This window comes from Uruburuella suis, assembly GCF_022870845.1.
Classification (GTDB): Bacteria; Pseudomonadota; Gammaproteobacteria; order Burkholderiales; family Neisseriaceae; genus Neisseria; species Neisseria suis.
Map to the genome: position 1 here is coordinate 2,057,464 of NZ_CP091507.1, position 16,579 is coordinate 2,074,042.

At 54.7% G+C, this 16,579-nt stretch carries 19 protein-coding genes; 7 read left to right on the top strand and 12 right to left on the bottom strand.

What is annotated here, in order from left to right; translation table 11 throughout:
• Positions 1–52: 52 nt before the first annotated feature.
• Together LVJ78_RS09305 and LVJ78_RS09310 are read left to right on the top strand one after the other, a co-directional pair.
• A complete protein-coding gene (locus tag LVJ78_RS09305; protein WP_132954904.1) occupies positions 53–397 on the top strand; it encodes a general secretion pathway protein GspG in 345 nt (114 codons plus the stop codon).
• Positions 394–798 (top strand): NF038104 family lipoprotein, encoded by a 405-nt coding sequence (locus LVJ78_RS09310; protein ID WP_207894347.1) that lies wholly within the window; start codon positions 394–396, stop codon positions 796–798. The genes LVJ78_RS09305 and LVJ78_RS09310 overlap by 4 nt, the downstream gene beginning before the upstream one ends.
• Positions 799–1,076: 278 nt before the next feature.
• Here LVJ78_RS09310 and LVJ78_RS09315 read toward each other — a convergent pair whose 3' ends face one another.
• The gene (locus LVJ78_RS09315; protein WP_132954912.1) at positions 1,077–1,325 is read right to left on the bottom strand and encodes a glutaredoxin family protein; all 249 of its coding nucleotides are present in this window, start codon (positions 1,323–1,325) and stop codon (positions 1,077–1,079) included.
• Between the two features lie 258 nt (positions 1,326–1,583).
• On the opposite strand from LVJ78_RS09315, the gene LVJ78_RS09320 reads away from it, so the two are divergent.
• On the top strand, positions 1,584–2,711 hold the full coding sequence (locus LVJ78_RS09320) for a M14 family metallopeptidase (protein ID WP_132954905.1): 1,128 nt from the start codon (positions 1,584–1,586) through the stop codon (positions 2,709–2,711).
• Between the two features lie 75 nt (positions 2,712–2,786).
• On the opposite strand, the gene LVJ78_RS09325 is transcribed toward LVJ78_RS09320, so the two are convergent.
• The 11 genes from LVJ78_RS09325 to gatC all read right to left on the bottom strand — a co-directional run bounded on the left by LVJ78_RS09325 (position 2,787) and on the right by gatC (position 11,860).
• Positions 2,787–3,212 (bottom strand): hypothetical protein, encoded by a 426-nt coding sequence (locus LVJ78_RS09325; RefSeq protein WP_132954906.1) that lies wholly within the window; start codon positions 3,210–3,212, stop codon positions 2,787–2,789.
• Between the two features lie 75 nt (positions 3,213–3,287).
• Positions 3,288–4,292, bottom strand: a complete 1,005-nt coding sequence (gene holA, locus LVJ78_RS09330) for a DNA polymerase III subunit delta (RefSeq protein WP_132954907.1) — start codon at positions 4,290–4,292, stop codon at positions 3,288–3,290.
• Positions 4,293–4,769 carry an LPS-assembly lipoprotein LptE gene (locus LVJ78_RS09335; RefSeq protein ID WP_132954908.1) on the bottom strand — a complete coding sequence of 159 codons (477 nt, stop codon included), beginning with the start codon at positions 4,767–4,769 and terminating at the stop codon, positions 4,293–4,295.
• Between the two features lie 278 nt (positions 4,770–5,047).
• The gene (gene gatB / locus LVJ78_RS09340) at positions 5,048–6,478 is read right to left on the bottom strand and encodes an Asp-tRNA(Asn)/Glu-tRNA(Gln) amidotransferase subunit GatB (protein ID WP_132954909.1); all 1,431 of its coding nucleotides are present in this window, start codon (positions 6,476–6,478) and stop codon (positions 5,048–5,050) included.
• Between the two features lie 28 nt (positions 6,479–6,506).
• Positions 6,507–6,803 (bottom strand): hypothetical protein, encoded by a 297-nt coding sequence (locus tag LVJ78_RS09345; RefSeq protein WP_207894348.1) that lies wholly within the window; start codon positions 6,801–6,803, stop codon positions 6,507–6,509.
• Positions 6,793–7,101, bottom strand: a complete 309-nt coding sequence (locus tag LVJ78_RS09350) for a hypothetical protein (protein ID WP_207894349.1) — start codon at positions 7,099–7,101, stop codon at positions 6,793–6,795. The genes LVJ78_RS09345 and LVJ78_RS09350 overlap by 11 nt, the downstream gene beginning before the upstream one ends.
• Positions 7,091–7,264 carry a hypothetical protein gene (locus LVJ78_RS09355; protein WP_165870946.1) on the bottom strand — a complete coding sequence of 58 codons (174 nt, stop codon included), beginning with the start codon at positions 7,262–7,264 and terminating at the stop codon, positions 7,091–7,093. Before LVJ78_RS09355 ends, LVJ78_RS09350 begins: the two co-directional genes overlap by 11 nt.
• 46 nt (positions 7,265–7,310) lie before the next feature.
• Positions 7,311–8,531, bottom strand: a complete 1,221-nt coding sequence (locus LVJ78_RS09360) for a PQQ-dependent sugar dehydrogenase (protein ID WP_132954910.1) — start codon at positions 8,529–8,531, stop codon at positions 7,311–7,313.
• Between the two features lie 106 nt (positions 8,532–8,637).
• Positions 8,638–9,390 carry an IS5 family transposase gene (locus LVJ78_RS09365; protein WP_244802570.1) on the bottom strand — a complete coding sequence of 251 codons (753 nt, stop codon included), beginning with the start codon at positions 9,388–9,390 and terminating at the stop codon, positions 8,638–8,640.
• Between the two features lie 632 nt (positions 9,391–10,022).
• Positions 10,023–11,471 carry an Asp-tRNA(Asn)/Glu-tRNA(Gln) amidotransferase subunit GatA gene (gatA, locus tag LVJ78_RS09370; protein WP_132954115.1) on the bottom strand — a complete coding sequence of 483 codons (1,449 nt, stop codon included), beginning with the start codon at positions 11,469–11,471 and terminating at the stop codon, positions 10,023–10,025.
• A 98-nt stretch (positions 11,472–11,569) separates the two neighbouring features.
• Positions 11,570–11,860, bottom strand: a complete 291-nt coding sequence (gene gatC, locus LVJ78_RS09375; RefSeq protein ID WP_132954116.1) for an Asp-tRNA(Asn)/Glu-tRNA(Gln) amidotransferase subunit GatC — start codon at positions 11,858–11,860, stop codon at positions 11,570–11,572.
• Between the two features lie 193 nt (positions 11,861–12,053).
• Here gatC and LVJ78_RS09380 point away from each other — a divergent pair, with 193 nt between their 5' ends.
• From LVJ78_RS09380 to mrdA, 4 genes are read left to right on the top strand one after another with little or no spacing between them, the layout of a single operon-like run.
• Positions 12,054–13,094: a rod shape-determining protein gene (locus tag LVJ78_RS09380; protein ID WP_132954117.1), complete on the top strand. Its 1,041-nt coding sequence runs from the start codon at positions 12,054–12,056 to the stop codon at positions 13,092–13,094.
• A 21-nt stretch (positions 13,095–13,115) separates the two neighbouring features.
• On the top strand, positions 13,116–13,979 hold the full coding sequence (gene mreC / locus LVJ78_RS09385; RefSeq protein ID WP_132954118.1) for a rod shape-determining protein MreC: 864 nt from the start codon (positions 13,116–13,118) through the stop codon (positions 13,977–13,979).
• On the top strand, positions 13,976–14,476 hold the full coding sequence (gene mreD / locus LVJ78_RS09390) for a rod shape-determining protein MreD (RefSeq protein WP_132954119.1): 501 nt from the start codon (positions 13,976–13,978) through the stop codon (positions 14,474–14,476). The genes mreC and mreD overlap by 4 nt, the downstream gene beginning before the upstream one ends.
• Entirely contained in the window at positions 14,476–16,548 is a 2,073-nt protein-coding gene (mrdA, locus tag LVJ78_RS09395; RefSeq protein WP_132954120.1) for a penicillin-binding protein 2, read from the top strand. Before mreD ends, mrdA begins: the two co-directional genes overlap by 1 nt.
• Positions 16,549–16,579 lie beyond the last annotated feature (31 nt).

Sequence of the window (16,579 nt, forward strand, 5' to 3'; positions counted from 1 at the left end):
GAACAGACCCTAGGGTCTGTTCACATTTCATCACCAATAGAAAGACACCCTCATGCAAACCCTGCCCTTCCAGCCCGAAATCGCCGAACGCATGCTCGCCGGCACCACCGATGAACACATCCACCCCGAAGCCGTGTTTGTGCACACCGCCAACGGCTATTGGGTGGCCTGGCACCAAGGCCTGGCCGCTGTGCTCGCCGACACCACCCCGCCCGACATCCCCTGCGATTGGGTGGAAGGCGCCGAATCACTGGCAGAATTGGTGGCCATGCTCGAGAGCGGCGAATACGCCGAAATAGCCGAATTCGACGGCGACGACGAAGCCTGGGCGCAGATGCTGGCCGGCTGCGACGAAGATCACGAGCACAACAAACATTGCGGGCACAGCCACAAATGACACCCAGCCTGAAACACAACCGACAAAGCCGCAAGCCGCAAACAACACAACAAAACCACACCGCCCGCTTATTTTTCAAAACCGGCATAAAAAGCCTGCGCCGCACCGCCCTGCCCTTGGCTACCGGTCTGCTGCTCGGCGGCTGCGTGGTGGCCTCTGCCGTCGACCTCGCCGCCACCACCGTGTTTACCGTCGGCAAAATCGCCGTGAAAACCACCGGTGCCGTAGTGGATGCGGTGATTCCCGATGGCAACGACGATAAAGATAAAAAAGAAAGCAAGAGCAAAGCGCGCAAGGCCGAAAGCCTGCCGCCACAGCCCTCGGCAGCAGACTACCACCCCACAACACCGGTTTACCAACCGGCTCCGGCTAACACCGATGCCGTCGACATAGCGCAATAACAACAGGCCGTCTGAAACCTTTCAGACGGCCTGTTTATTATTACAACACATTGTTTATTTTAAAATTTTAAAAACCCATCATGCTGATGCCGGCCCGAATCTATCCATCGGCATTTCTGCGCCTTTTTAGTGGAATGCAAAAAAAGTGACACAACGGATAAGTTGGGTTGAAAACCCAACAAGCCCCTAGGCCGTCTGAAACCTTGGGTTTATCAACCCAACCTACGCCGTTATAGAGCATAGTTTTGTATCACTTTTTCTTGCATTCCATTTCACCTTTAAGCAGTTTCCGAATTTTCCGCCAAAAAAGCCCGCAGCAAGGCTTCATCTAAAAACCAATGGCAGATTTCCCTATCACCCCAAAGCAGCACCGGCACCAATTCGTTGTATTTTTCTTCCAGCGCCGCATCGGCATCCACATCCACCACCTCCAGCGCAAAACCGTATTGCTGCTGATAAGGCTGCAAAGCATCGCGCATTTTATGGCAGAGGCTGCAATAATCGCGAAACATCAAGGTTAAAACCAAATCTTTTTCCATTTCATCACACCTTATAAAGCACCTGTTCAGGCCGTCTGAACGCTTTCAGATGGCCAAAATTTGTCGGTCGGATACGGGTATCCGACATTTGCCACAAGCTCAAAATTTTATTCTGCAAACAAGCATCGGATTAGCGAATCCGGCTTACGCACACACAAGGCAGCCAGTACAAAAGAAAGCAAACAAACCTCACCTAAATAGCAGTACAATAATACGTTATACGTCTTATCTTTTAAAGAAATCACCATGAAAATCAGCACCCGTTTCGATGCCGGCGCCCTCACCGTAACCGACTTGAGCAACCCCGCCGATATCCGCTTGGCCTTGCGCCCCGACAACGCCTCCGATTTTGCACAATGGTTTTACTTCCGATTGCAAGGCGCGGCCTATCAAAATTGCGTGATGCATTTTGAAAATGCCGCCCAAGCCGCCTACCCCGATGGCTGGGAAGATTATCAGGCCTGCGCCTCTTACGACAGGCAAAACTGGTTTCGCGTACCCACCCGCTATGAAAACGGCGTGCTCACCATCGAACACACCCCGCTGGCCAACAGCATTTATTATGCCTATTTCGAGCCTTATTCCAGCGAGCAGCACTTAAATTTATTGGGCGATGCGCAAGGCAGCGGCTTGTGCCAGATTGACGATTTGGGCAGCACAGTAGAAGGGCGCGACATGAATCTGCTCACCATCGGCAACCAAGTGCAAAGCGATTTGAAAGTGTGGGTGATTGCCCGCCAGCACCCGGGCGAAACCATGGCCGAATGGTTTGTCGAAGGCCTGCTCGCGCGCCTGCTCGACCCGCAAGACGCCACCGCGCGCGCGCTGCTCGACCAAGCCACGTTTTACATCGTGCCCAATATGAATCCCGACGGCTCGGCGCTGGGCAATCTGCGCACCAATGCCGCCGGCGCCAACCTCAACCGCGAATGGCTCGCGCCCACCTTGGAAAAAAGCCCCGAAGTGTATTATGTGCGCGAAAAAATGCGCGCCACCGGCGTGGACTTATTCCTCGACATCCACGGCGACGAAGCCATTCCTTATGTGTTTGTGGCGGGCACCGAAGGCGTGCCGGCCTATAATGAACGCATCGCCGCGCTGGAAGCGCAATTCAAAGCCGCGTTTGCCGCCGCCAGCCCCGATTTCCAAGATGAGCACGGCTACGAAAAAGATTCGCCCGGCCAAGCCAATCTGAGCATGGCCACGGCTTGGGTAGGCGAAAATTTCGGCTGCTTGGCCTACACATTGGAAATGCCGTTTAAAGACAACCACAACCTGCCCGATGACGATTTCGGCTGGAACGGCCAGCGCTCATTGCGCTTGGGCGAAGCGGTGTTGTCGGCGGTGTTGAACGTGTTGCCCGATTTGCGTTAAATCTTATTTGCCGCAGCCCAAGAAGAGAGGCCGTCTGAAAACTTTTTTCAGACGGCCTTTGGATTGATGCAGCGCTCAACGGCGCATACGCGGCTGGCGCATGCCTTTTTGCATTTCGCGCGCCTGCGCCATCTGCTCTTGGCGGGTGGGGCGTTTTTTAAACAAAGCGTGCGCTTCTTCCACCGAACATTCCTGCGACATGCAGATAATGGTGATGGCATCTTTTTGCGCCTGGCCGCCGCTGTGATACATGCGGCGCAGGTTGGCTTCGTTAACGCGGCCTTTTTCCGGATCGATATCGAATTTTTTCAAACGCTCGATAAACTGGCGCTGCTGGCGGCGCGAATACCAATAAAAGCCGGCAGAAGCCGAAGCCATCACCACCACGGCAATGGCAATGGCCAGTGGCCAAGAATCGGTAAACAGCACAAGAATCAGGCTGAGCACAGCCGTGGCCAGAATAATCAGGCCGGCCAGGCGGATTTTGGTTTTCTTTTCCATATTATTTGTTTTCCTTCGGTTTTGCGATAAATGCCGTCTGAAACAACCGTATTTCAGACGGCCTGTAAAATAATTTTAGGCCGCCAGCTCAAGGGTGAGGTGCTTGAATTCGGCCCACGCATTGCCCGCTTCTGCGCCCTTAATCATGCAGTCGATTTTGGCACAGTCCTGCAACGCGGCCAGCAAACGGGCGATGCTGATGCGCCGCACTGCCATCGGTGCCAGCGTTTGCTTGTCGCCCCACAGGCGCAGGCTGTTGCGCACGCTCTGCACGCTTTGCCCCTGCTTGAGCGCGGCGGTGAGGCGGATTAAAGTGCGGATGTCTTCGGCCAGCGCCCACAACAACATCACCGGCTCTTCGCCATCGGCCTCCAACCCTTCGAGCAGGCGGGCGGTGCGCGCCGCATCGCCGCTCATCCATGCGCCGGCAAGCTGAAACACATCAAAACGCGCCACATTGGCCACCGCCGCTTCGGCATCGGCCATATTCAGCAAATGGCCGCGCGGGTGCAGCAAGGCGAGTTTGTCGATTTCTTGTTTGGCCGCCAAAAGATTGCCTTCCACCCGCTCGGCAAACAAAGAAAGCGCATCGGCTTCAATTTCAAGCCCGGCCTGTTTCAGACGGCCTTGAATCCATTGCGGCAAGGCTGCGCCGCTCACGGCTTTGGCTTCCAGCACCACACCGTGTTTGGCCAGCACGGCAAACCATTTGGCCTGCATTTGCGCGCGCTCGAGCTTGGGCAGCATCAGCACCACGGCGGTGTCTTCCGGCAAACGCCCGGCCAGCTCTTGCAGCGCATCGCCGCCGGCTTTGCCGGGCTTACCGCCCGGAATGTGGATTTCCAATAATTTCAAATCGGCAAACAAGCCCATGCTGCCGGCTGCGTGCAGCAATTCCTGCCAATCAAAGCTTGCCGAATCGGCGCTGTAAACTTCGCGGTTGAGATAGCCTTGCTGCCGCGCCGCCTGCCGCAACACATCCAACGCTTCCACACGCAGCAAATCCTCTTCGCCGTGTATCACATACAAAGGCTTCAGCGGCAAATCGGGCGAGAGCTGCTCGATGTCCATTTGCGCCATTTAGCGCGCTTTCAAAAAGGCCAACCGGCGCACAATCTGCTCGGCGGCATCGGCGCGCATTTCCGCCCAAATGGTGGCTTCTTCTTCCTGCTTGCCGAGCACTTCGCTGTCGGCATATTCCATGGTGCGCTGCACCACCACCGTCATGGGTTCGCCCAAAGGCTCGCCGTTGCGGCTGGCTTGCGCATCGACACGCAGATTAAGCAGGTATTCATTGATTTCGGCGGCGCGGGTGATGGTGAACACATCTTTTTTGGTGTCCACCCGCAGCACACTGATGGTGGCCTGCGCCTGCGGCGCGCTCACCGGCTTGCCGTCGGCGCGGCGCAAAGCCGCTTCCAGCGCCTGTTGCAGGCTTTCGCCGTCAACATGCCATGCCTGATAAGGCAGTGCATCGGGAATGCCGCTGTGCCCTTTCAAATGAAAGCCGCAAGCAGAAAGCGCCAACGCGGCGGCGAGCAAAAAGATTTTTTTCATGGTGTGCTTCCGTGTCCGGCATTGCAGTTAGAGAATGGCGGATTATAGCCCGCCGGCCATTATTTTGTCAGGCCGTCTGAAACGGCAGCCGCCCGAATCTTTCAGACGGCCTCTTGGGGTTTGTTCACATTTCATCCGCAAGAGTAAGATTTTGAGCGCAAAAGCTTGCCTGCAAAACAAAAACACAGCCAAATTAGCGGCCTTGTGTGCATTTTCAACACAGCAGGCAGGCTCGTTTGCCTACATTCCGCACGATGCCATGCGAACAGGCTCAGGCATCAGCCCAGCTTCGCTTTCATCAATTCCTGCACCTGCGCGGGATTGGCTTTACCTTTGCTGGCTTTCATCACCTGCCCCACCAAGGCATTGAGCGCTTTTTCGTTGCCGCTCTTGAATTGCTCGACCGCTTTGGCATTATTGGCCAATACTTCGTCTATCATGGCCTCAATCGCGCCGGTGTCGACGATTTGTTGCAAGCCTTTTTCTTCGATAATCTGCTCAATCGTGGCCTCAGGGCTGGCCCACATTGCTTCAAACGCCTGCTTGGCCAGTTTGCTGTTCAAGGTGCCGTCGGCAATTTTGCCGACCAAAGCCGCCAAGCGCGCTGCGGTGATCGGGCTTTGCGCCAAATCCAGCCCTTCTTTATTCAGCGTGGCCGCCAATTCGCCGTTCATCCAGTTGGCCACAAGCTTGCCCTGTTTGCTTGCTAAGGCCGCCTCTTCAAAGAAGGCTGCTTGGGCACGGCCGGCGGTGAGCAGGCGCGCATCGTAATCGCTCACGCCGAAATCGGCCACAAAGCGCTGCGCCATCTCGCCCGGCAGCTCCGGCATTTCATCACGCGCTTTTTGCATTTGGCCGTCTGAAATCATCACCGGCAGCAAATCGGGGTCGGGAAAATAGCGATAATCGTGCGCATCTTCTTTTAAGCGCATCACGCGGGTTTCGCCCTTATCGGGGTCAAACAGCATGGTGGCTTGCTGCACTTTGCCGCCCTCTTCGATGATATCGATTTGCGCTTCCACCTCATAATTAATCGCCTGCTCCAAAAAGCGGAACGAATTGAGGTTTTTAATCTCGCGGCGGGTGCCGAATTCGGCCTGCCCTTTGGGGCGCACCGACACATTGGCATCCATGCGGAACGAGCCCTCGGCCATATTGCCGTCGCAAATATCCAGCCACGTGACCAAGCCGTGCAGCGCTTTGGCATAAGCCACCGCCTCGGCCGCCGAGCGCATTTCCGGCTCGGAAACCACTTCCAGCAAAGGCGTGCCGGCGCGGTTCAAATCAATGCCGGTGGCGCCGTTTAAGCCTTCGTGCACCGATTTTCCTGCATCTTCTTCCATGTGCGCGCGGGTAACATTGATGGTTTTCACCTCATCACCCACCACAATTTCCAGCCTGCCCTCGGCTACAATCGGCAAATCGAGCTGGCTGATCTGATAGCCTTTGGGCAAATCGGGATAGAAATAGTTTTTGCGGTCAAACACGTTTTTCTGATTGATTTTCGCACCCAGCGCCAAACCGAGCTTGATGGCCTTGGCCACCACTTCACGGTTCATCACCGGCAACACGCCCGGCAGCGCACACTCCACCACGCTCGCATGCGCATTCGGCTCCGCGCCAAACGCCGTTGACGCGCCGCTGAAAATTTTGGATTGGGTGTTGAGCTGGACATGAATTTCCAGCCCGATTACGGTTTCCCAGGTCATTATCAAGTTCTTTCAAATAGAAAATATTTTAAACTATTGGCGTAAAACCCATTGCCAATAATTCATATTGTAAGGTTTTACACCACAACGGCAATTCCGTTTCCAGTGACATAATCTTTTGCTGGTGCAGCCAAAAAATAATTTTGGGCTGCTCCGATGAATTGTCGTAAATAAAAGCTTCATCACAGCATGCCAATGCCAATAATAGATGCTTTTGACTACTTTTATAGCGCTGGCGAATGGTTTGTTCATCAATAGAATGGTCGCCAGCCCGAACACGAGCAGCAACCCGCGCTAAATTGATTGCCACATCATCAACCGCCACATAATTTAGCCGAACATAACCCTTTTGCTCGCGCCGATTTCATCCGATTTAAAATAGAATAACCGGACAAAGTAGATTCCATTGAAAATGAAATATGATGCTTAATGGCAAACTGAAATAGCTCAATCGCTTTTCTGCCTGCCTCAAAATCTACCAAACGCGGTGATTTGGGGTTTAATTGCATGGCGATATGATCAGAGTCAATCACAATTTGCACGGTATCTTGATTAAAAGCCCTTAACGTTGATTTACCCGCGCCATTGGTACCACAATAAAAAATAGCCACATTATTCGGCATGACTACTCACTCTCTCCGTGCCGTTTGGATAATGCTCAACCAAATCACCGTTTTCACGCCGAAACGTCACGATTTCATGTTGCTTTTTCTCTGCCATCCATGCGCTAAACAACACTTTCAGCTGTCGCTGTTTTGCCAGAATTTCTTCACGCTTAGTCATCATTATATTCTCCCGCAAGCATGCCCTATTATAGATAGGCCGTCTGAAACTATCGCGGCAACAGCTTCATCAATTTGCCGTTGCTGCTGTCGCTCACAATATAAATAAAACCGTCGGGCGCTTGGCGCACGTCGCGCACGCGCTCACCGACATTGATTTTCTCTTCGCGCACCACCCGTTCGCCATCCAGCGTGAGGCGGGCAACGTAACCGAATTTGAGCGAGCCTGCCAGCAGATTACCGCGCCAGTCGCTGCCGTAAGGATTGCTGCCGACAAATGCCATGCCTGAAGGGGCCATCGATGGATCCCAGTAATACAAAGGCTGCTCCATGCCGGCTTGGGCGGTGATGCCCGCGCCGATTTGGCCGCCGCCGTAATCTTTGCCATAGGCGATCACCGGCCAGCCGTAGTTTTTGCCGGCGGCAATCAGGTTGATTTCATCGCCGCCTTGTGCGCCGTGCTCGCTCGCCCACAAGCGGCCTTGCGCATCCAGCGCCATGCCTTGGATATTGCGGTGGCCGTAGCTCCAGATTTCGCCGCGTGCGCTGCTTTGTTGCACAAACGGATTATCGGCGGGCACGCTGCCGTTACGGCTCAGGCGCACGATTTTGCCGATGTGGCTGCCCAAATTTTGCGCCTCTTCGCTGCGGCTGCCTCTGTCGCCCATGCCCAGATAAATATATCCGGGCGCCAGCGCAATGCGGCAACCGAAATGGCGGTTGCTGCGCACTTTCGGCGCTTGGCTGAACAAGGTTTTCACTTGCGAAAGGCGGCCGCCCTCGGGCGACAATATGCCCTCGGCCAAGGCGGTGCTGTTGCCGCCGCTACCCGGCTCGCTGAAGCAGAAATACACGCGGCCGTTATCGGCAAAGTTTTCATCCAATGCGACATCAAGCAAACCGCCCTGCCCGCCGACATCGATTTTCGGCAAGCCTGTCACCGGTGCGGAAATCCGACCTTGCGCATCCACCACGCGCAAATCGCCGCTGCGCTCGCTGATTAAAAAGCGGCCGTCGGGCAGAAAAGCCAAGCCCCAAGGGTGGTTTAGGCCGGTGGCCACGGTTTGCCAGCGCCATTGCTGCGCCGCTTCTTGCGGCTGGGCGCGGGTTGCGGTAGTCAAAACCGTTTGCACTACACCGGCAGATGCGGTTTGCGGGGCTGCCTCAGCGAGGCCGTCTGAAACATTTTCAGCACAGGCCGCCGCGCTTAAGGCCAGCAGCACGGGCAATGCCAAACGGGCGGGGGCAAACGGTTGCTTCAGTATACTCATGGCAGCGCTCCTTTTTGTTTGGTCAAACCGGTCACTCTTGTCTTGGCCGAGTTTGATACAAGCCTTGCGGCTTAGCTCTTCCCTAGGGCGTCCTGACAATTACTTGTCATAAAGGCAGCCATAGCATAATACAAGCTAAAGCAACTACGCTTTCATAATGCCTTTTCAAACGATCGTAACGGGTGGCAACCGCACGAAAATGTTTCAATTTTTCAAAGGCATTCTCTACCAAATGCCTCGCTTTATACAAATACCAATCCATACACACATTCAGACGCTCCCTGTCTTTTTTATAAGGAATATTCGGCCTGATGCCCATATCGGCAAGCAACTGCCTGAAAGCGTCAGAGTCATAACCTTTGTCGGCAGTCAGCACTTCGGTTGAGGATAAATCTACGCTATCCAGCAATTCCGGTGCCGCAGTAATGTCATTAACCGTTCCCGATGTGACCTTGAAACCTACAGGGTTTCCACAGGCATCGACAGCCAAATGAATTTTAGTGCTATTGCCACCACGGCTGTGGCCGATAGCGGCTGCCTCTCCAACAGTTGCCGCTGCATGTTGGTGGACTTTGACATAGCTGCCGTCAATAAATACCCATTCCATATCGGGGAATTCGGTCAAGGCATTGAGTATGCTTTGAAAAATCCCTTTCTCCGACCATCTATGGAAGAGGCGCAACAGGGAATTGCCTTTACCGAAAAACGGCGGGATGTCTTCCCACGGTATGCCGGTTCTGATGCGGTAAAGTATGCCTTCTATTTTGAGGCGCAGATTTTTCTTGTGGTAAACGCCTAAATCGAGCAGAATGTTTAACAGCTTTGACCAGTATTCATCTTTGAGTAGTGTTCGAGGCATGGCAGATAAGTATGTTTTGTTTGGCGACAAAAATTTTAACTTATCTGCCTTTCTTTTATCTGATTATTTTTATGACAAGTAATTGTCAGGACGCCCTAGGGTCTGTTCACATTTCATCCGTGCGTAAGATCATCCGTGCGTAAGATTTTGAGCGCAAAAGCACGCTTGCAAGGCGAAAAGCGCAGCAAGGTTGGGCACCTTGCGAGCATTTTCAACGCGGCAGGCGCGTTTTTGAGCCAAAAGATTGCCACGAGATGAATGGTGAACAGACCCTAGCTCACTTCCTTCGAAAGATTAAGATTGCTGTTGCGATAAAAATTCTAGGCCGTCTGAACATTTTCCAATGGTTTTGTATAAGCCTTCAGACGGCCTTTTATATCTTATATATATGAGCAGGCCGTCTGCAAAGGCACTTTATACCAATTCTAAAAAATAACCTTACAAAATAAAAGCAGTTCGGCAGCATCATCCGCGTAGGTCGGATTCTTGAATCCAACGTTTGGCCAACGGCCAAAGCGATGTGCGTGCCTTGTTCTGCGAACAAGTGTCGGATTCGAGAATCCGACCTACAGGCTGCCTGTTTGTATATTATTTTTTCGAATGGGTATTAAACACACCAAGCCGCCAATGCTTTATGCCGGCGCTTTGCTGTGCCAATCGCTGTGTTGCTGAATCTGGTGCGCCACGCCCAACAACTTGGCTTCGGTAAAGTAATTGCCAATCAGCTGCACGCCGATGGGCAGGCCGTCTGAAGAAAATCCGGCGGGCAGACTCATGCCGGGCAGGCCGGCGAGGTTGAGCGCGATGGTGTAGATGTCGCTCAAATACATTTGCACCGGGTCGTGAATGTCGCTGCCGAGCTTGGGCGCGGCGGTGGGGGCAACGGGGCCTAAAATCAAATCGCAATCTTGCAAGGCCGTCTGAAAATCGTTGGCCACCAAGCGGCGCAGTTTTTGCGCTTTTAAATAATAAGCATCGTAATAGCCGTGGCTCAGTACATAAGTGCCCATCATAATGCGGCGTTTCACTTCGCTGCCGAAGCCTTCGGCGCGGGTGTTGCTGTACATTTCATCCAAATCGCCAAACTGGGCGGCACGGTGGCCGTAGCGTACGCCGTCGTAGCGCGACAGGTTGGTGCTGGCTTCGGCCGATGCGAGCACATAATAGGCGGGAATGGATAATTCGGTTTGCGGTAGGCTCACGTCCACCATTTCTGCGCCTTGTGCTTTGAGCAAATCCATCACGTTTTGCAAGGCCGTCTGAACATCGGCGCTGTTGCTGGCGGCAAAATATTCTTTCGGCAGGCCGATTTTCAAGCCTTTTAAGGGCTGGTTTAAGGCGCGGGTGTAGTCTTCTTTTTCGCGCTCGAGGCTGGTGGAATCACGTTCATCGAAGCTTGCCATGGCATTGAGCAGCAAGGCACAATCTTCGGCGGTTTGCGCCATCGGCCCGGCTTGGTCGAAGCTGGAGGCATAGGCCACCATGCCGAAGCGGGAAACCACGCCATATGTGGGTTTCAAGCCGGTGATGCCGCAGTGTGATGCTGGCTGGCGGATGGAGCCGCCGGTGTCACTGCCCAAAGCCGCCGGTGCCAAACGCGCTGCCACAGCTGCGGCCGAGCCGCCGGAAGAGCCGCCGGGCACGTTTTCGATGTTCCACGGGTTTTTGGTAGCACCGTAAAACGAGCTTTCGGTGGTCGAGCCCATGGCGAATTCGTCCATATTGGTGCGCCCGAGCGTAACCATGCCCTCGTTTAACAGATTTTGCACCACGGTGGCGGTGTAGGGCGACACAAAGTTATCCAGCATTTTGCTGGCGCAAGCGCTTTTCCAGCCTTGCTGGCAGAAAATATCTTTATAGGCAATCGGCACGCCCGTGAGCGCCGTGGCATGGCCGGCGGCAATGCGCGCATCGGCCGCAGCCGCTTCGGCCAGCGTGGCGGCTTTATCCAGCGTGATATAGGCATTGATGGCGGGATTGCCCGCTTCAATCGCGGCCAAATATTCCTGCGCCAATTCGGTGGCGGAAATTTGCTTGCTTTGCAGCATGTCGCCGGTTTGTTTTAAAGTGTATGCAGTCATTTCATTATTTCCAAACCTTTCAGACGGCCTCTTGATGAAGGTTCATTCCACATGCCGTCTGAAAGGGGTTTATATTTTCAAATTGCTTAGTATTTTCTTTATTCTTCAATTACTTGAGGAACAATATAAAGACGGTTGCGCACTTCGGGCGCCACAGCCTGATATTCGGCAGCATGATCGTGCTCGGTTACCGCATCGGCGCGCAGGCGCAAGGCCACTTCGTGCGGATGCGCCATCGGCTCCACGCCCTCGGTGTCAACGCTCTGCATTTTCTCCACCAGCGCAAACACATCGTTGAGCTGCTGCAGATTTTGCGCCTTCTCCGCCTCGGTCAGGCTCAGGCGGGAAAGCTTGGCAATTTTTTCGACATCGTGCAGGGTTAGGGCCATAAAAAATCCTTAAATTTAATTAGCAAATTCCCTAATCTAGGGTATCATTGCGCGTTACATCTGTTTAATCGCAAGATTATAACCGAAAACCAATGCTGCGGCATGGCGATTTTCAGCGCTTTTGTGCCACAAAAGCCGCTAAAAAAGCCGTGCCTACACTCTTTTCTATTTTCAAAATCTGTAGGAAATGTTCATGTTTCGCTTTTTGACCCGCTATTTTTCCAACGACCTTGCCATCGATTTGGGCACCGCCAACACCTTGATTTACATTAAAGGCAAAGGCATTGTTTTGGACGAACCCTCGGTGGTGGCCATGCAAACCGATGCCTCACACGGCAAAAGCGTGATTCTGGCCGTGGGCACCGAAGCTAAAAAAATGCTCGGTCGCACGCCGGGCAGCATTCAGGCCATCCGCCCGATGAAAGACGGCGTGATTGCCGACTTTAACGTCACCGAAAAAATGCTCAAGCAGTTTATCAAAAAAGTGAACAACAGCCGCTTTGCCGCCGCGCCGCGCATCGTGATCTGCGTGCCTTGCGGCTCCACCCAGGTTGAGCGCAAAGCCATTCGCGATTCTGCCTTGGCCGCAGGTGCTTCCACCGTTAATCTGATTGAAGAGCCGATGGCCGCCGCCATTGGCGCAGGCTTGCCGATTGAAGAAGCCACCGGCTCGATGGTGGTGGATATCGGCGGCGGCACCACTGAAGTGGGCGTGATTTCCTTGAGCGGCGTGGTGTATTCGCACTCTATCCGCGTGGGCGGCGATGCGTTTGACGACAGCATCATCAATTATGTGCGCCGCAACTACGGCATGTTAATCGGCGAAGCCACCGCCGAAGAAATCAAAAAATCCATCGGCTCGGCTTTCCCCGGCATGGAAGTGCGCGAGCTCGAAGTGAAAGGCCGCAATCTGGCCGAGGGCATTCCGCGCGCATTCACCATTAGCTCCAATGAAGTGCTCGAAGCGCTCACCGAGCCCTTAAACCAAATCGTGCAATCGGTGAAAAACGCGCTGGAACAAACCCCGCCCGAATTGGGTGCCGACATTGCCGACCGCGGCCTGGTGCTCACCGGCGGCGGCGCGCTGCTCAAAGGCCTCGACCGCCTTTTGGCCGAAGAAACCGGCCTGCCGGTGATGATTGCAGAAGATCCGCTCACCTGCGTGGCGCGCGGCTCGGGCAAAGCGCTTGAAATGATTGGTAAGCTCAATTCTGTTTTCGTAACCAACCCCTAATCCGCAGCGGCAGCCGCACCGATGGCCGAACAGTCTTTAAATTTCGCCCGCAAAGGCATCAAGCCGGTAAGCAAGCTGATTATCCTCTCGATAATCAGCATTGTTCTGATGATGCTCGACAACCGCTATGCTGCCGTGCAGGCGGCAAAAGGCTATGCGGCCACGGCGCTCTACCCTTTGCAATGGCTGGCCAATCAGCCGGTGCGGCTGTATGAATACATGAGCGGCTTTATGCAATCGCAAACGGCCCTGTTGGCAAGCAACCGTCAGCTTTTGGAAGAAAACGGCCGTCTGAAAATGCTGGCGCAGCAAACGCAGCAGCAAAAGCGCGAGCTGCAAGAATTGCAAGCACTGGGCGGCCTGCAACAGCACGGCGTTCAGGCCGTGGCCACCGCCGAAGTGATTTCCAACGGCAAAGATCCGCTCTCCGATAAGCTGATTATCAATAAAGGCAGCCGCAGCGGCCTGCAAAACGGCGATGCGGTAATCGACCAATACGGGCTGATCGGCCAAATCACCCAAGTACAGCCTTTAAGCGCCGAGCTCACCCTGATCACCAACAGCCAAACGGTTATTCCGGTGGTGGTGGCGCGCACCGGCGTGCGCAGCCTGCTTTATGGCAGCGGCGGCGCGGTGAATCTGCGTTATTTTCCTACTGATGCCGATTTGCAGCCCGGCGATATTCTGCAAACTTCGGGCTTAGATTCCGTTTATCCGCAAGGCATTCCGGTGGCCAGAGTCGATCAGGCCGCGCGTGCTGCCGGCACACCTTACTACCGCGTAACGCTCTCGCCGCTGGCTGCCTTTCGCAGCAGCAAATATGTGCTGACCCTGCCCCAAACCGCTGCCCAACCGGCAACACCGCCCGCACCTGCCGCGCCATGACTGATTTTGAAGATTTCCACAACCGCATTTCCAAACGCCTGATTGCTGCCACGTTTGCAGTGGCCATGCTGCTGGATTTCATGCCCTTTTCATCGGATGGCTTTTTCTGGCTGCCTGAATTCACCGCACTCATGCTGCTTTATTGGGCAATCAACCGGCCGCAATCGGTGGGCGTGGGCACGGCTTTTGTGGTGGGCATGCTCACCGACATCGGCACCGCAGCGCCGCTGGGCCAGCATGCGCTCTCTTATATGCTGATCACTTTTCTGGTGCAGCAGCGGCAGCGGCAGATTATTCTCTACAATTACGGCTTTCAGGCCGTGGCCGTGCTGGGCGCTTTATTGTGCAACCAGCTGATTTTGATGCTGATCCGCTTAATGTATGACCACCGCTTTTCCGGCTGGGCAGGTTTTATCGCCCCCTTCGTCGGCGCACTCTTGTGGCCGCTTTTGAGCAAAATGATGCTCGGCATGCTTAATTCCCGCCGTTTACGCTGATGAAAACGCCACGCCAATATCATCAAGCCACCACCGACCAAGCCGTTCAGCAGCGCGATTATCTGCTGCGCTTGGTGGTGGCGTTTGTGCTGATTGTGGTGTTTTTCGCCATTTTGATTGGCCGCTTTGTGTTTCTGCAAGTCATCAAGCATGAAGAATTCACCGCCAAAGCCACCACCAACCGCATTTCGCTAATTCCCACGCCGGCCATACGCGGCGAAGTGATTGATGCCAACGGCGTGGTGCTGGCACATAATTATCCGGCTTATTCGCTGGAAATCGTGCCCAGCCAGCTGGAAGTCAAAACAGACGACATGATTGAAGCACTGCGTGCTTATGTAGACATCACCGATGGCGATTTGCGCCGTTTCCGCAAATTTCGCGCCGAATTTCGCTCTTATGAAAAAATACCGCTCAAATTAAAGTTGCTGCCCGATGAGGCGGCCAAATTGGCGGCGCAGCTTTACCGCTTCAAAGGCGTGGAAATCAATGCCCGCACCTTTCGCGAATACCCATACGGCCAGCTGACGGCACACTTTTTGGGCTATATCGGCCGCATCAGCGAGCGCGACCAGAAAAAGCTGGATGAAGAAGAACTCACCGCGCTTTATCGCGGCAGCACCCATATCGGCAAATCGGGGCTGGAAAGCTTTTATGAGCGCCAGCTTCACGGCGCACCCGGCTATCAGGAAGTGGAAAAAGATGCTTACGGCAATGTGGTGCGCGTGCTCAAAACCGTGCCTGCCCACACCGGCCAAACGCTGCGCCTGGCCATGGATATCCGCCTGCAACAAGAAGCCGACCGGCTGATGAACGGCCGCCGCGGCGCCATTATTGCGATTGACCCGCAAACCGGCGGCGTGTTGGCTTTTGTGTCCAAGCCCTCGTTCGACCCCAATCTTTTTATCGACGGCATCGACACCGAAACCTGGAAAAGCCTGAATGAAAACTGGCAGCGCCCGCTGATCAACCGCGTTACCCAAGGCCTGTATCCGCCCGGCTCCACTTTCAAGCCGTTCATGGGCATGGCGCTGCTCGAAAGCGGCAAAATCAATCAGAGCACAATAGTGCCCGCGCCCGGCGCTTGGAGCATACCCGGCTCGCGCCACCAATTCCGCGATTCGGTGCGCAGCGGCCACGGCTCGGCCAATCTGAGCAAAGCGATTCAAGTGTCGTCCGACACCTTTTTCTACCGCTTGGGTTATGAATTGGGCATAGATAAAACCGCACCCTATCTGGCCGAATTTGATTTGGGCCGGCAAACCGGTATCGATCTGCCCAACGAATACCGCGGCGTGCTGCCCAGCCGCGAATGGAAAGCCCAGCGCTTTGCCAAATCGAAAAACCCCGCCGCGCGCACTTGGAATGCTTCCGAAATGGTGTCGGTGAGTATCGGCCAGGGCTACAACGCCTACACGCCGCTGCAAATGGCGCACGCCACCGCTTCGCTGGCCAACGACGGCGTGGTTTACCGCCCGCACATGGTTAAAGAGCTGCTCGACCATGAGCGCCGCCAAATCACCTTGATCGAGCCCAAGCCCGAGCGCACCATTCCATTCAGCCGCAGCAACTTCGAATATGTCAAACAAGCGATGGTGAGAGTGTTGCAGCCGGGCGGCACGGCTTGGCGTGTCGGTGCCGGCCTGCAATACAGCATGGGCGGCAAAACCGGCACCGCGCAAGTGGTGCAGATCCAGCAAGGTAAAAGCTATAATGCCGCCGCGCTGGCCGAGCAACACCGCGACCATGCCTGGTTTATTTCGTTTGCGCCGGTGCAACCCCCACAAATCGCCATTGCCGTGTTGCTGGAAAACGGCGGCTGGGGCGCCACAGCCGCTCCCTTGGCGCGCCAACTCTCCGATTATTACCTGCTCAAGCTCAAAGGCGGCCAAAACACCACCGTTAACAAAGCCACGCTCAGCGGCGCACAAACCATAGACAACCCGCTCCTAGCCGCCAGCGAGCCGGCCGCCGCGCCTGCCCGCCGCAGCATTCCGCCTTTTCAGACGGCCTATGATGCCGTGCACCGGCCGGCCTCGGATATTCTGCCCGCATCGGGAGCCACACCGTGAACACCGAAACCTTGTTTCAAAAAATCAAGCG

What these genes read in the sequence shown, in the direction of transcription:
- LVJ78_RS09305 (WP_132954904.1), top strand. Translation starts at nt 53, where the DNA reads ATGCAAACCCTGCCCTTCCAGCCCGAAATCGCCGAACGCATGCTCGCC.
- LVJ78_RS09310 (WP_207894347.1), top strand. Translation starts at nt 394, where the DNA reads ATGACACCCAGCCTGAAACACAACCGACAAAGCCGCAAGCCGCAAACA.
- LVJ78_RS09320 (WP_132954905.1), top strand. Translation starts at nt 1,584, where the DNA reads ATGAAAATCAGCACCCGTTTCGATGCCGGCGCCCTCACCGTAACCGAC.
- LVJ78_RS09325 (WP_132954906.1), bottom strand. Translation starts at nt 3,212, where the DNA reads ATGGAAAAGAAAACCAAAATCCGCCTGGCCGGCCTGATTATTCTGGCC.
- holA (WP_132954907.1), bottom strand. Translation starts at nt 4,292, where the DNA reads ATGGCGCAAATGGACATCGAGCAGCTCTCGCCCGATTTGCCGCTGAAG.
- LVJ78_RS09335 (WP_132954908.1), bottom strand. Translation starts at nt 4,769, where the DNA reads ATGAAAAAAATCTTTTTGCTCGCCGCCGCGTTGGCGCTTTCTGCTTGC.
- gatB (WP_132954909.1), bottom strand. Translation starts at nt 6,478, where the DNA reads ATGACCTGGGAAACCGTAATCGGGCTGGAAATTCATGTCCAGCTCAAC.
- LVJ78_RS09350 (WP_207894349.1), bottom strand. Translation starts at nt 7,101, where the DNA reads ATGCCGAATAATGTGGCTATTTTTTATTGTGGTACCAATGGCGCGGGT.
- LVJ78_RS09355 (WP_165870946.1), bottom strand. Translation starts at nt 7,264, where the DNA reads ATGATGACTAAGCGTGAAGAAATTCTGGCAAAACAGCGACAGCTGAAA.
- LVJ78_RS09360 (WP_132954910.1), bottom strand. Translation starts at nt 8,531, where the DNA reads ATGAGTATACTGAAGCAACCGTTTGCCCCCGCCCGTTTGGCATTGCCC.
- LVJ78_RS09365 (WP_244802570.1), bottom strand. Translation starts at nt 9,390, where the DNA reads ATGCCTCGAACACTACTCAAAGATGAATACTGGTCAAAGCTGTTAAAC.
- gatA (WP_132954115.1), bottom strand. Translation starts at nt 11,471, where the DNA reads ATGACTGCATACACTTTAAAACAAACCGGCGACATGCTGCAAAGCAAG.
- gatC (WP_132954116.1), bottom strand. Translation starts at nt 11,860, where the DNA reads ATGGCCCTAACCCTGCACGATGTCGAAAAAATTGCCAAGCTTTCCCGC.
- LVJ78_RS09380 (WP_132954117.1), top strand. Translation starts at nt 12,054, where the DNA reads ATGTTTCGCTTTTTGACCCGCTATTTTTCCAACGACCTTGCCATCGAT.
- mreC (WP_132954118.1), top strand. Translation starts at nt 13,116, where the DNA reads ATGGCCGAACAGTCTTTAAATTTCGCCCGCAAAGGCATCAAGCCGGTA.
- mreD (WP_132954119.1), top strand. Translation starts at nt 13,976, where the DNA reads ATGACTGATTTTGAAGATTTCCACAACCGCATTTCCAAACGCCTGATT.
- mrdA (WP_132954120.1), top strand. Translation starts at nt 14,476, where the DNA reads ATGAAAACGCCACGCCAATATCATCAAGCCACCACCGACCAAGCCGTT.